At 70.0% G+C, this 13,665-nt stretch carries 9 protein-coding genes; 3 read left to right on the plus strand and 6 right to left on the minus strand.

Annotated features, from left to right (window positions below):
• Positions 1-229: 229 nt before the first annotated feature.
• The gene (gene pepN / locus ACIQCZ_RS08680) at positions 230-2,803 is read right to left on the minus strand and encodes an aminopeptidase N (RefSeq protein ID WP_402280786.1); all 2,574 of its coding nucleotides are present in this window, start codon (positions 2,801-2,803) and stop codon (positions 230-232) included.
• A 99-nt stretch (positions 2,804-2,902) separates the two neighbouring features.
• Between pepN (ACIQCZ_RS08680) and ACIQCZ_RS08685 the strand changes: the two genes are divergently transcribed.
• Positions 2,903-3,133, plus strand: a complete 231-nt coding sequence (locus tag ACIQCZ_RS08685; RefSeq protein WP_402280788.1) for a type II toxin-antitoxin system ParD family antitoxin — start codon at positions 2,903-2,905, stop codon at positions 3,131-3,133.
• Positions 3,120-3,467, plus strand: a complete 348-nt coding sequence (locus tag ACIQCZ_RS08690) for a type II toxin-antitoxin system PemK/MazF family toxin (protein WP_402280789.1) — start codon at positions 3,120-3,122, stop codon at positions 3,465-3,467. Before ACIQCZ_RS08685 ends, ACIQCZ_RS08690 begins: the two co-directional genes overlap by 14 nt.
• Positions 3,468-3,543: 76 nt before the next feature.
• Here ACIQCZ_RS08690 and ACIQCZ_RS08695 read toward each other — a convergent pair whose 3' ends face one another.
• From ACIQCZ_RS08695 to pepN (ACIQCZ_RS08710), 4 genes are all read right to left on the minus strand, one after another.
• On the minus strand, positions 3,544-4,572 hold the full coding sequence (locus ACIQCZ_RS08695) for an aspartate-semialdehyde dehydrogenase (protein WP_376290409.1): 1,029 nt from the start codon (positions 4,570-4,572) through the stop codon (positions 3,544-3,546).
• Positions 4,573-4,782: 210 nt separating this feature from the next.
• The gene (locus ACIQCZ_RS08700; protein ID WP_402280790.1) at positions 4,783-8,094 is read right to left on the minus strand and encodes a S8 family serine peptidase; all 3,312 of its coding nucleotides are present in this window, start codon (positions 8,092-8,094) and stop codon (positions 4,783-4,785) included.
• Between the two features lie 179 nt (positions 8,095-8,273).
• Positions 8,274-9,344 (minus strand): hypothetical protein, encoded by a 1,071-nt coding sequence (locus ACIQCZ_RS08705; RefSeq protein ID WP_402280791.1) that lies wholly within the window; start codon positions 9,342-9,344, stop codon positions 8,274-8,276.
• Between the two features lie 262 nt (positions 9,345-9,606).
• Positions 9,607-12,222, minus strand: a complete 2,616-nt coding sequence (gene pepN, locus ACIQCZ_RS08710; protein ID WP_402280792.1) for an aminopeptidase N — start codon at positions 12,220-12,222, stop codon at positions 9,607-9,609.
• Positions 12,223-12,353: 131 nt separating this feature from the next.
• Between pepN (ACIQCZ_RS08710) and ACIQCZ_RS08715 the strand changes: the two genes are divergently transcribed.
• The gene (locus tag ACIQCZ_RS08715) at positions 12,354-13,001 is read left to right on the plus strand and encodes a DsbA family protein (protein ID WP_402280794.1); all 648 of its coding nucleotides are present in this window, start codon (positions 12,354-12,356) and stop codon (positions 12,999-13,001) included.
• A gap of 58 nt (positions 13,002-13,059) precedes the next feature.
• On the opposite strand, the gene ACIQCZ_RS08720 is transcribed toward ACIQCZ_RS08715, so the two are convergent.
• Positions 13,060-13,593: a DUF4240 domain-containing protein gene (locus ACIQCZ_RS08720; protein WP_402280795.1), complete on the minus strand. Its 534-nt coding sequence runs from the start codon at positions 13,591-13,593 to the stop codon at positions 13,060-13,062.
• Positions 13,594-13,665: the final 72 nt, after the last annotated feature.

Here is a 13,665-nt window from a genome sequence, read left to right on the forward strand (position 1 = left end):
CAGGCCCCCACCCGTTCCTCCGGGACCTCCCCGCCCCGGCGCCCGTCTCCTCCCCGCATCCCCTTCTGCCCCCGCCCGTCGGACGGTTGCGCATCGGCGCCCGCCCGACGGGCGGTTTCCATACGTGCCCACGCGGCGACGGACGAAGAAGGGACGGAAAAGGGGCGGGTACGGTGCCCGGCCCCGCAGGCCGCGCACCGTACCCGCCCCCGCAGTCCGGGGCCCCGGCCTACGAGGCCGCCGCCGCGTCCGCCGCCTGGGCCTTCAGGGCGCGCTCCACGCCCGCGCGCGACTCGGACATCAGGCGGCGCAGGGCCGCGGTCGGTTCAGCCGAGGACAGCCAGGCGTCCGTGGCGTCCAGGGTGGCCTGCGAGACCTGGAGGGCCGGGTACAGGCCCACGGCGATCTGCTGCGCCATCTCGTGGCTGCGCGACTCCCAGACGCCCTTGACCGCCGCGAAGAACTTCTCCGTGTACGGGGCCAGCAGCTCGCGCTGGTCGGTCTGGACGAAGCCGGCGATGACCGCCTCCTGGAGGGAGTTCGGCAGCTTGTCGGACTCGACGACCGAGGCCCACGCCTCCGCCTTCGCCTCCTCCGTGGGACGTGCCGCTCGCGCGGTCGCCGCGTGGCGCTCGCCCGCCGCCGTCCTGTCGCGCTCGTACTCGGCGGCGATCTCGTCCTCTTCGAGCAGACCGGCCGCGGCGAGCCGCTCCACGAACGCCCAGCGCAGCTCCGTGTCGACGGCCAGGCCCTCGACCGTCTCCTTGCCGTCGAGCAACGACTGCAGCAGGTCCGTCTGCTGCGGGGTGCGGGCCGTCGCCGCGAAGGCGCGGGCCCAGGCCAGCTGGTGGTCGCTGCCCGGCTCCGCCGCGCGCAGGTGCGCGAGCGTGGCCTCGGTCCACTGCGTCAGCCCGGCCTCCCGCCACTCCGGCGCCGCGTACAGGTCCAGCGCCAGCTTCACCTGGCGATGCAGCGACTGGACGACGCCGATGTCCGACTCCTTGCCGATGCCGGAGAGCACCAGGGCGAGGTACTCGCGGGTCGCCAGTTCGCCGTCGCGGGTCATGTCCCAGGCGGAGGCCCAGCACAGGGCGCGCGGCAGGGACTCGGTGAAGTCGCCGAGGTGCTCGGTGACGACACGCAGCGACTCCTCGTCGAGGCGGACCTTCGCGTACGAGAGGTCGTCGTCGTTGAGCAGGATCACGGCGGGGCGGGCGGTGCCGGCCGGGAACGGCACGGTCGTGCGCGCGCCGTCGACGTCCAGCTCGATGCGGTTCGTACGGACCAGCTTGCCGTTCGCGTCGAGGTCGTAGCAGCCGATCGCGATGCGGTGGGGCCGCAGCGTCGGCTCGCCCTTCGCGCCGGCGGGGAGGGCCGGTGCCTCCTGGAGGACGGTGAAGGACGTGACGTGGCCGTTCTCGTCCGTCTCGACCTCCGGGCGCAGGATGTTGATGCCCGCCGTCTCCAGCCACGCCTTCGACCAGGTCTTCAGGTCGCGGCCGGAGGTCTCCTCCAGCGCGCCCAGCAGATCGGACAGCCGGGTGTTGCCGAACGCGTGCGCCTTGAAGTACGCCTGGACGCCCTTGAAGAACTCGTCCATGCCGACATACGCCACCAGCTGCTTCAGGACCGAGGCGCCCTTGGCGTAGGTGATCCCGTCGAAGTTGACCAGCACGTCGTCCAGGTCACGGATGTCGGCCATGATCGGGTGCGTGGAGGGCAGCTGGTCCTGGCGGTAGGCCCAGGTCTTCTCGGTGTTGGCGAACGTCGTCCACGCGTTCGGCCACTTCGAGCCCTGCGCGTACGCCTGGCAGGCGACCGAGGTGTACGTGGCGAACGACTCGTTCAGCCACAGGTCGTTCCACCACTCCATGGTGACGAGGTCGCCGAACCACATGTGCGCCAGCTCGTGCAGGATGGTCTCCGCACGCCGCTCGTACGCCGCGTCCGTCACCTTCGAACGGAACACGTACTGGTCGCGGATGGTGACCGCGCCCGCGTTCTCCATCGCGCCGGCGTTGAACTCCGGGACGAACAGCTGGTCGTACTTGGCGAACGGGTAGTCGTAGTCGAACTTCTCCTGGAACCAGTCGAAGCCCTGCCGCGTGACGTCGAAGATCTCGTCCGCGTCGAGGTACTCGGCCAGCGACGGGCGGCAGTAGATGCCGAGCGGAACGGACTGGCCGTCCTTCTCGTAGCTGCTGTGCACCGAGTGGTACGGGCCGACGATCAGCGCCGTGATGTACGTCGAGATGCGCGGCGTCGGCTCGAAGGTCCAGACGTCGTCCTGCGGCTCGGGCGTCGGGGAGTTCGAGATGACCGTCCAGCCCCGCGGCGCCTTCACCGTGAACTGGAACGTCGCCTTCAGGTCGGGCTGCTCGAAGCTCGCGAACACGCGGCGCGCGTCCGGCACCTCGAACTGGGTGTAGAGGTACGCCTGCTGGTCGACCGGATCGACGAAGCGGTGCAGGCCCTCACCCGTGTTGGTGTACGAGCAGTCGGCGACGACCTTCAGCTCGTTGGAGCCCGCGGCCAGGTGCGGGAGGGTGATGCGCGAATCGCGGAAGACGGCCGCGACATCCAGCGCCCTGCCGTTCAGCTCGACCTCGTGCACGGCAGGGGCGACCAGGTCGATGAAGGTCTCCGCACCGGCTTCGGCGGATGCGAAGCGCACGGTGGTGACGGACCGGTAGGTGCCGCCCTCCTGCGCTCCGGAGAGGTCGAGATCGATCTCGTACGCGTCCACGGTCAGCAGGCGCGCCCGCTCCTGTGCCTCTTCGCGGGTCAGATTGGTGCCAGGCACGCGGTCATCTCCTTGGTATGTGACGTTTCCGGTCATCCTTCCACGTCGGGCACCTCGGTGGAGTGGTCGCGAGTGTGCCACCGCAGTAGCATCTTCAGTATGAAGATCAGTGTGAGCCTGCCGCAGGAGGATGTCGCCTTCGTCGATGAGTACGCCGCGAAGACCGAAGCGGATTCCCGGTCCGCGGTGATACACGCCGCGATCGAGCTGCTGCGTGCCTCGAACCTGGAGGCCGACTACGAAGCGGCGTTCGCGGAATGGGACGCGAGCGAGGACGCCGCGTTCTGGGACAGGTTCTCGGGTGACGGGCTGACCGATGCGGCGCGGTGACATCTATCTGGTCGAGTACGAGCCGGTGCGGCGCAACGAGGCCGACCACGCCCGTCCGTCGGTGATCGTCTCGAACGACGGGGCCAACGCTGTCGTCTCCCGGACCGAGCGCGGTGTGGTCACCGTGGTGCCACTGACGTCGAACACCTCTCGGGTCTACCCCTTCCAGGTGCTGCTCCCCGCAGCGGAGTGCGGCCTGCCGAAGGACTCCAAGGCGCAGTGCGAGCAGGTGCGCGCGATGGCTCAGGAGCGGTTCCTCCGATACCTGGGCGCTGTCCCCCGTCGGCGCATGGCCGAGATCGACGCCGCCCTGCGCCGGCATCTCGCACTCTGACCCCGACGGGCCCGAGCGCATACGAAAGGGCGGCCACCGCACACCGGAGGCCGCCCTTTCGTATGTCCTTCGGGCGTCAGCCGTTCAGCTCGGCCGCCACCAGCTCCGCGATCTGCACCGCGTTCAGCGCCGCGCCCTTGCGCAGGTTGTCGTTGGAGACGAAGAGCGCCAGGCCGTTCTCCACGGTCTCGTCGACCCGGATCCGGCCGACGAACGAGGCGTCCTTGCCGGCCGCCTGGAGCGGGGTGGGGATCTCGGAGATCTCGACGCCCGGGGCGTCCTTCAGCAGCTCATAGGCGCGCTCGACACTGACGGGACGGGCGAAACGGGCATTGACCTGGAGCGAGTGGCCGGAGAAGACGGGCACCCGGACGCAGGTGCCGGACACCTTGAGCTCCGGGATCTCCAGGATCTTGCGGGACTCGTTGCGGAGCTTCTGCTCCTCGTCCGTCTCGAAGGAGCCGTCGTCGACGATCGAGCCGGCCAGCGGCAGCACGTTGAAGGCGATCGGACGCTTGTAGACGTCCGGCTCGGGGAAGTCGACGGCCTCGCCGTCATGGGTGAGCCTGTCGGCTTCGGCGACGACCTTGGACGCCTGGCCGTGCAGCTCGGCGACACCGGCCAGACCGGAGCCGGACACCGCCTGGTAGGTGGCGACGGTCAGGGCCTGGAGACCGGCCTCGTCGTGCAGCGGGCGCAGCACGGGCATGGCGGCCATCGTGGTGCAGTTCGGGTTGGCGATGATGCCCTTGGGCCGGTTCGCGATGGCGTGCGCGTTGACCTCGGAGACGACCAGCGGGACCTCGGGGTCCTTGCGCCAGGCGGAGGAGTTGTCGATCACGACGGCGCCCTGCGAGGCGACCTTCTCGGCGAGCGCCTTCGAGGTCGCGCCACCGGCCGAGAAGAGCACGATGTCCAGCCCGGTGTAATCGGCCGTCGAGGCGTCCTCGACGGTGATCTCCCGGCCCTGCCACTCGATCGTGGAGCCCGCGGAGCGCGCGGAGGCGAACAGCCGCAGTTCGTCGGCCGGGAACTTCCGCTCGGCCAGGATCCTGCGCATGACTGTGCCGACCTGACCGGTGGCGCCGACGATTCCGACCTTCACAGGGACTCCTTCGAACGTACGAACTGGCACGGTTGCCGCTCCATGATGCGTATGTCCACGGCTTCCTTGTCCAATCCATTGTCCGCGCTGCGGACACCTCCCGCCCGGCCGGGCGGGCAGAGCAGTGGGGCGGGCGCTCCGCTGAGCACCCGCCCCACTGTCGTACGGATCACACGGTGACCGCGGTCACCGCGGCGATCACGGGTTCCGCTACGGCGTGACCTTCTCGATCACGACGCTGCCGGTGCCCGCCGCGGTCCCGTGGCTGTTCACCAGGTGGACCTCGCCGAAGAACTGCCGGCCCTCGGGGGCCGCACCGGCGACCGAGACCTCGGCACCGATCTGGGCGGAGGCGCCGTTGGCCAGGTTCACGGCCTTCGACTCGTCGACCTTGATCGTGCCGAGCGACGGTGCGTAGTACACGTCGCGGTAGTCGTACGTGGTGGTCCCGGCCGGGACGTCGTAGCCGTCGATCACGACGGTGTACGTACCGGCGGCCGGCTTCACCAGGCTGACCGACTCCTCGGAGCCGGCCGTGGTGGACTTGCCGACCTGGGTGTTGCCCCGGAAGACGTACAGGTCCAGGTCCGCGTTGGCGTCCGACGTGCCGCCGATGGCGACGTCCAGCTTCTCGACGCCCTCACCGATGGTGACCTCGAACTCCTGCTCGTCGCCCGTCTTGATCGACGGCTTGGCGACCTTGGCCGAGCCCAGCGAGCCGCCCTTGAGGGTGCCCTCCAGGTCGCCCGCGTTGTTGGTGGCCTTCCAGCTCACCGGGGCGGGCGTGCCGATCTTCGCCTCGGCGATGGTCTGCACCGCCGGGTCGAAGGTCGCGCCGAGCAGCGAGACGTCCAGCTTGTACGGGTTGTCCAGCAGCGGCGACGTACGCCGTGCCTCGACCTCGATCTCCCAGACGCCCGGCTGCGGGTCCTTGTAGGAGCGCACGTCGGGGCGGCAGGTGTTGGTCGGGTTCTCGTAGTTCGGGTAGCAGAAGATCGTGGAGCTGTTCTCCATCTGCACCCCGTACGGGTGGATCGAGATGAAGCGGGTCTGGCTGCCCGAGCGCAGTGCGCCGAGGGAGACCTCAAGGGTCTTGGCGCCCTCCGGAACGGTCAGGAAGTACGACGTGCTGCTGTTGCGCTGCACCGAGCCCGACGCCTTGAACGCGTAGGCGGGCTTCACGAGCTCCTTGGAGACGATCACCGTGGTCAGGATCTGCTGGTCCACGCCGACGGTCTTGCTGTCGTCCACCTTCAGGATCGCGCTGTGCACGCCCGCGCTGCCCGGCTTCGCCTCGACCTTGACGGTGACCGGCTTGCCCAGTGGCAGGGAGACCGTGCCCGGACCGGCCAGCTTGAAGGTGCCGTCGTTGTTCTTCCACGACAGCTGGTGCTTGACGGCCTTGTCCGGTCCCGTGGTGCGGGTGATCGTGACGTCGTACGACTTCTTCTGGCCGACCTTCAGACCGCCCTCGCGGTCGTACAGACCGGTGCCGAAGCCGGGGGTCTTGAGCGCGAAGTCGATCGCGGTGTCGACCGGGGCCTTCACCGAGTACTCGTGCGCCGGGGCGCCCTGCTTCTCGATCTGCTTCCAGGCGCCGACGATGTTGATCAGACCGGAGCCCTGGGCGTGCGCGGGCACGTCCTTGATGTGGGTGGCGGTGCTGGTCAGCGCGGTGCGCAGATCGGCCGGGGGCAGCTCGATGTGCTTCTGCTTCGCGGCGGACAGCAGCAGCGCGGTCGCACCGGCGGCCTGCGGCGAGGCCATCGAGGTGCCCTGCAGCATGGAGTAGCCGGCCGGCAGGTCGTAGCCCGCCTCCTTGACCGGGCCGCCGGGCAGCCAGGTCTGGGTGGTGTTGATGGCCGCGCCCGGGGCCGTCAGGATCGGCGCGAAGCCGCCGTCCTCACGCGGACCGCGCGAGGAGAAGGGCATCATGTCGTACTTCTTGGTGACGTTCGAGCCGTAGTTGGCGGCCCACGTCTCCTTGGAGATCGACGCGCCGACGGAGATGACGTGGTCGGCGAGGCCGGGGTCACCGATCGTGTTGACACCCGGGCCGTCGTTGCCGGCCGAGATGACCAGCTGGACGCCGTAGATGTCGATGAGCCGCTTGTAGAGCTCGGCGCGGGCGTTGTTGCCGTCGTTGAGCGGCGGCAGGCCACCGATCGACATGTTGACGACATCGACACCGCGGTTCACGACGAGGTCGATCATGCCCTCGGTGAGCGCGATGTTGGTGCAGCCGCCGGACCAGGTGCAGGCACGCGAGGAGACGATCTTCGCACCCGGCGCGGCACCGTTCATCTTGCCGCCGAACAGGCCGTTCGCGGAGGTGATGCCCGCGACGTGGGTGCCGTGCTCGCTCTCGATGACGCCGATGTTCACGTAGTCGGACTTGTCGCCGGCCGCGTTGTAGACGACGTTCTTGCGCGTCTCCACGGTGAACGGGATGCGCTCGACGACATCCGTCCGCGGGTCGTCCTTGCCGAAGTAGGAGACCTGGTGCTTCTCCTTGTACGGCTTCATGGCGGTTTCGTTGGTGAAGTCGCCGTCGTTGTCCAGGTCGACGCGCACGGTGCCGGTGACCGGGTCGTAGAGCACGGCCCAGACGTCGGTGGTGTCACCGTCGCGGTTCAGGTCGCCCGCCATGTCACCGCCCTTGGTGGCGGCCTCGGCGAACAGCTTGATCCGGTACGAGCCCTCGGGCGCCTTGTAGGTGCGGCCCTGGTAGGTGAACGTCGGGCCGGACACGGCGTCCGTCATCCGCAGCCAGGTGCCGTCGCCGTCGCTGACCGGGTCGGTGGCGGTCACCCAGTCGACGATCTTGCGCTCGCCCGTGGTGGTCTTCTGCAGCGCCGGGTGGCCGAGGTCGACACCCGAGTCGAGGATGCCGATGGTCACCCCGCGCCCGTCGGCCTTCGGGTGCTGCTCGACGAAGTCGACCGCACCCGTCTCGAAGGACGGGTTGTACGGGTTCTTCGCCGGGGTCTTCCTGCCCGGCGCCGGGTAGGAGCCGGTGGACTTCGCCTTCGCCGCGGTCCCGGCCGCGCGGTCGGCCGCGGGCGTCGGGTCGTCCAGCTTGATCTCCTGCTTGAGATCGATGCCGTGGACGGACGACAGCTTGGAGGCCGCCTTGATGGTCGCCTCGGCGGACGCGGTGGGCACGGTGGCCCGTACATAGCCGAGCTTGTCGTACGTGCGTCCCAGCACGGACCCCTCGACGGCGTCCAGTTGCTTGGTGACCTGCGCGGTCGCACCGGGAGTGGTGGCGACCATCATGGTGATGTTCTTCTCGCCCTTGGCCTTCGCCTTGGCCAGGAGATCGGCGTCGGCCGTGCCGAGCTTGTCGGCCGTGGTGTCCTTGGCGGCGGACTTGACGGGCGCGGGGGCGGGGTCGTCGGCGGCGAAGACCGGGGCGGCGCCGGTGGCGGCCAGCGCGGCCACCAGGCCGGCGGCAGCCGCGACTCGGGCCGCGCGTCTCGCCCCGGGTATGGAACTGGGGGACTCGGTGGTCATCAGCATCCCTGAAGTGAAAGAGAGAGTCCGGAATTCGGTACCGGATGACCGCTCACCCTTTCGTAAATGACAGGGGTTTGTGGAGAGTTGTAGGGGGCGAGATGTGGACATGGCGGGCTTCCGCCAGTGCGGCTGATGCGCCATCAGGAACGAAACGGGAGATAAGTGGTCCCTGAGGCCCGAGTTCAGCGGGGCAGGATCATCACATACGCGGCCGGCTCGCGGGTGGCCGCCGCCATCAGCGCCGTACGCACCACGACCGCCTGCTCCTCCCGTGCGTCCCGCAGCTTCGTCGGTGAGAGGTGGACGACCGTGACGCCGAGCCGCTCCAGGTGCTCCCGCTCCGCGACGTACGAGGACCACTGCGCGTCGTGCTCCTCCTGGCGCAGGTCGTCGTCGAGCCTGCTGTGCCGGGGTGCCCTGGTGTCGAGCACCACGGCGACCGCCTGCTCGGGCCAGTAGGCGTCCACCCCGCCGAGATGCGGGCCGCCGGGCAGTCGCAGATCCACGTTCCACAGTGGCTCCGACAGGCCGTGCGACCGCACCATTTCGTACAGCCGGCTCTCCGCCAGCGCTCGGCCCTCGGCGAGCAGCGAGTCGACGGCGTTCACCACCTGGGGGAGGGCCAGCAGCCCGGCCCGGCTCAGCTCGCGCACGACGGCGGCCGGCTCGCAATGCCCGCCGCGGACCGCCTCGGTGAGCAGACGGCGTACGCCCGGGACGTCGCCCAGCCCCGCCACCGCGTCCACGAGCGCCCGCTCCACCGGCGCCACGGGCAGGCCCTCCACCTGCTCGGGCAGGGGCGGCTCGGCGGCCCGTACGAGATGGACGTACCGCACCGAGCGCAGTCGCCGGGTGCGCGGCACCAGTACATCGATCCGGGCCGACGGGGCGGGCGGTGGCGTGAGTGCGAACCCGTGCAGGGCGAGCGCGGCAAGCCCGGTGATCATGGCCTCGCCGTACCCGGACTCCGTGCCCGGCCCCGACTGCGCGGGCAGGTCCCGGCGGCCCGACGCCGATGGCCGACCGGCGTACAGCAGGGCGGAACGCAGTCGTTCCTCGGCGGTGGGCGGCCCCGGGTGCAGGACATACACACCGGGCAGTGGCTGCTGCCACGGCCCACCGGTCCGGCACTGTGCGGCGGCCTCCGCCGCGGACACGCCGTGCGCCCTCAACTGCGAGGCGGACAGCACACGTTGACGGGCGTCACCGGCGACGGGGAGGTGACAGGGGGAGAGCGGGGAGTTCTGGGTCATGCTCCGGGGTATCCCGCACACGACCCCACCGCTAACCCCTGTTACACGCCCGTCGACAATTCAGGACAACGTCGACCTAAAGTGCGCATGTTCGACAACCGAAAAGCTTGTCCCTCAGGGATTGCCCGCCGTTCCGCCCGACGGAGCGCCGGAGCGGCGGGCCCGGCCGGGCGCCCCGCGCGGCCCCGCCCCGGACGGCGTGAGGACCGAGCCCGTCCGGGGCGGGGAGGAGGCCGGGGAGTGCCCGGCCGGCGAACATCCGTCAGACCGCGCTCTCCGCGGCCGCCGCCGTGTCGCACTCCTGCGCCCGCAGGGCCCGGGCCAGATCGTCCCGGGCCTCCAGCACCAGCCTCCGCAGCGCCGGCGCCGCGTCCTCGTGCGCGGTCAGCCACGCGTCCGTCGCCGCGAGCGTCGCCGGATCGTCCTGGAGGTCCGGGAAGAGACCCCTGACCACGATCACGCCGATCTGGATCGACCGCTCGGCCCACACCCGCTCGATCGCGGCGAAGTACTTGTCCGTGTACGGCGCGAGCAGCTCCCGCTGCGACGACTGCGCGAAGCCCGTGATCGTCGCCTCCACCAGCGCGTTGGACAGCGCGTCCGACTCCACGACGCCCGCCCACGCCTGCGCCTTGACCGCCGCCGACGGCCGCGAGGCCAGGCACCGGACCTGGTGCCGCTTCCCGGACGCCGTGTCGTCGCGGGCCAGTTCGGCGTCGATCGCCGACTCGTCGGCCACGCCGTGCGCGGCCAGCGGCGACAGGAACGCCCAGCGCAGCTCCTGGTCGATGTCGAGGCCGTCGATCCGTGCCGAGCCGTCGAGCAGCCCGGACAGCAGTTGGAAGTCCGTGTCCGAGTCGGCCACCGACGCGAAGAACCGCGCCCACGCCAGCTGGTGCTCGCTGCCGGGCTCGGCGATCCGCAGCTCGCGCAACGCGGCCTCGGCCAGCGCCCGGCCGCCCTCCTCGCGCCACCCCGGCGCCGCGTAGTGCGTGAGCGCGGTCCGGGTCCAGGTGTGCAGCATCTGCAGCACACCGATGTCGGACTCCCTGCCGGAGAAGGCCAGCACGAGGGAGACGAAGTCGCGGGCCGGCATCAGCCCGTCCCGGGTCAGGTTCCACAGCGCGGACCAGCACAGCGCCCGCGCCAGCGGGTCGGTCATGTCACCGAGGTGCGCCCGCAGCGTGGCCAGCGACACCTCGTCGAAGCGGACCTTGCAGTAGGTGAGGTCGTCGTCGTTGACCAGGATCAGCTCCGGCCGCTCGGCACCGGCCAGCTCCGTGACCACCGTGCGCGGCCCCGCCACGTCGACCTCGGCGCGCGCGTACCGCACCAGGTCGCCATCGGCGGCGCGCCGGTACAGCCCGACCGCGACCCGGTGCGGCCGAAGCTCCGGATGGGAGTCGGCCGCCTCCTGGAGGACCGCCAGCTCCGTGATCCGGTCCGCCGAGTCGTACGTCGCCACCGGCGTCAGCGAGTTGACGCCCGCGGTCTGCAGCCACGACCGCGACCACGCGGTCATGTCCCGCCCGGACGTCTCCGCCAGGACGGAGAGCAGATCGCCCAGCTGCGTGTTGCCGTAGGCGTGCTTCTTGAAGTAGCGCCGGGCGCCCTCCAGGAACGCGTCCCGCCCCACGTACGCCACCAGCTGCTTCAGCACCGAGGCGCCCTTGGCGTAGGTGATGCCGTCGAAGTTGAGCTTGGCGTCCTCCAGGTCACGGATGTCGGCCGTGATCGGGTGCGTGGACGGCAGCTGGTCGGCGCGGTACGCCCAGGACTTGCGGTTGTTGGCGAAGGTGATCCAGCCGTCCTTGAACCGGGTCGACTCGACCATGGCGAAGACGCCCATGAAGTCGGCGAACGACTCCTTCAACCACAGGTCGTCCCACCACTGCATGGTGACGAGGTCGCCGAACCACATGTGCGCCATCTCGTGCAGGATGACGTTGGCGCGGCTCTCGTACGACGCCTGCGTCACCTTGCCGCGGAAGATGTACTCCTCGCGGAACGTGACACAGCCCGGGTTCTCCATCGCGCCGAGGTTGTACTCGGGCACGAACGCCTGGTCGTACTTCCCGAACGGGTACGGGTAGTCGAAGTTGTCGTGGAAGAAGTCCAGGCCCTGCTTGGTGACGAGGAAGACGTCGTCCGCGTCGAAGTGCCGGGCGAGCCCCTTGCGGCACAGCGCGCCGAGCGGGATCTCCAGCTTCGTGCCGTCGTCGAACGTACGGCTGTAGGAGTCGGTGACGTAGTGGTACGGACCGGCCACGATCGCCGTGATGTACGTCGAGATCGGCTTCGTCTCGGCGAACCGCCGCACCTCGCCGTCGCGCGACTCCTCGGCCCCGTTGCTCCAGACCGTCCAGCCCTCGGGCGCCGTCACCTCGAAGCGGAACGGAGCCTTCAGGTCGGGCTGCTCGAAGTTCGCGAAGACCCGCCGCGAGTCGGCCGGCTCGTACTGCGTGTAGAGGTAGACCTCGCCGTCCTCCGGGTCGACGAACCGGTGCATGCCTTCACCGGTCCGGCTGTACGCGCACTGCGCGTCGACCACGAGAACGTTCTCGCCCTCCGGCAGATCCTCCAGTGCCACCCGCGTCCCGTCGAAGACGACGGCCGGGTCGAGCGGCCGCCCGTTCAGCGTCACCGCGTTCACGCTCGGCGCCACCAGATCCGCGAAGGTCGACGCCCCCGCCCGCGCCGCGCGGAACCGGATCGTGGTCACCGAGCGGAAGGTCCGCGGGCCCGAGGAGGTCCCGTCGCCGTCCCCGTCGGGCCCACCGACGGCGGAACGCAGATCGAGAGCGACCTCGTAGCCGTCGACGCTCAGCAGCTCGGCCCGCACGCGGGCCTCGTCGCGGGACAGGTTCTCACCGGGCACGGCACACTCCTTTGTGTCACGTTCGAATGGTTTGATCCTCCCATGTCGCCACTCGGCCCGGCATTCGGGAATGGCCGGTGCGCCCGGAGGCGTTCTCGCGCACAGGTGCGAACGCCCTCATGAGGAGAGACATGTCTGACAACAGCACGGCGACCGGCAAGATCCCTGCCGATTTCTGGTTCGACCCGCTCTGCCCCTGGGCCTGGATGACCTCCCGCTGGATGCTGGAGGTGGAGAAGGTCCGCGACGTCGAGGTCCGCTGGCATGTGATGAGCCTCGCCGTACTCAACGAGGACAGGCTCGACGAGCTGCCCGAGGAGTACCGCGAACTCCTGGAGAAGGCGTGGGCCCCCGTCCGCGTCGTCGTCGCCGCCCAGCAGAAGCACGGCGACGACGTCGTCGGTCCCCTTTACACGGCGCTCGGCACCCGCTTCCACAACCAGGGCGAGGGTCCGACCCGCGAGGCGATCGTGGCCGCGCTCGGGGACGTCGGCCTGCCCGCCGAGCTGGTGGAGTACGCGGACTCCGACGCTTACGACGCCGAGCTGCGCGCCTCCCACAAGGAGGGCATCGACAAGGTGGGCCAGGACGTCGGCACCCCGGTCATCGCCGTACCGGGCGCGGACGGCGAGCAGATCGCCTTCTTCGGCCCGGTCGTCACCCCGGCCCCCAAGGGCGAGGAGGCGGCGAAGCTGTGGGACGGCACGCTGCTGGTGGCGTCGATCCCCGGCTTCTACGAGATCAAGCGGACCCGTACGCAGGGCCCGGTCTTCGACTGATCGCCCACGGCGCCGCGCGGGGTCCGGCCGCCGTCCGGACATCGCGCGGCACCGTCTCTCACGCGTACAGCGCGGCCAGCTTCGGCAGCCGCGGCGCCACCCGCTCCGCGTCGTCGAAGTCGAAGCCCCACTCCGGGTCCAGCGCAGGGTATTTGATCGAGAACGAGCCACCGGGCAGGTTCTCGCCGGTCGCTGCCCGGTGCGCCCTCCAGGCCACCGCGAGCATCGACTCGCACTCCATCTCCTCCCTCTCCGCCGCCGCAGCCCTGATCACCGGCAGCTCGGCCAACGTGTCCGGATCGGCGACGACCCGCTCGAACACGTCACGCCCCTGCGCTATCAGCCAGCCCCGGAAGTAGTCGAAGCCGTCGTCGGAACAGCCGCCGTTGATCGTGTACGCCGCCGCCCAGAGCGGAGCCCGGTAGGAAGTGGCCATCAGGTCCCAGAACAACTGCTGCGCGGCGACGATCTCCTCCACGGGCCGGGCGGCGAGCAGTTCACAGGCCCGCTCGGCGACGGCCTCGGCGTCCGCCGGGTCGGTGACCCGGGCGCGGGCGGCGTCGATCAGATTCCAGAAGTCCGTGGTGTCCATGGGGTGCAGCATGACGGAGAGGTCTGACAGTCGGGCGGACGCTCGGTCGCGTGGAACCGGGCGGGAGTGGAT

This window comes from Streptomyces sp. NPDC093149 (assembly GCF_044754145.1).
Classification (GTDB): Bacteria; Actinomycetota; Actinomycetes; order Streptomycetales; family Streptomycetaceae; genus Streptomyces.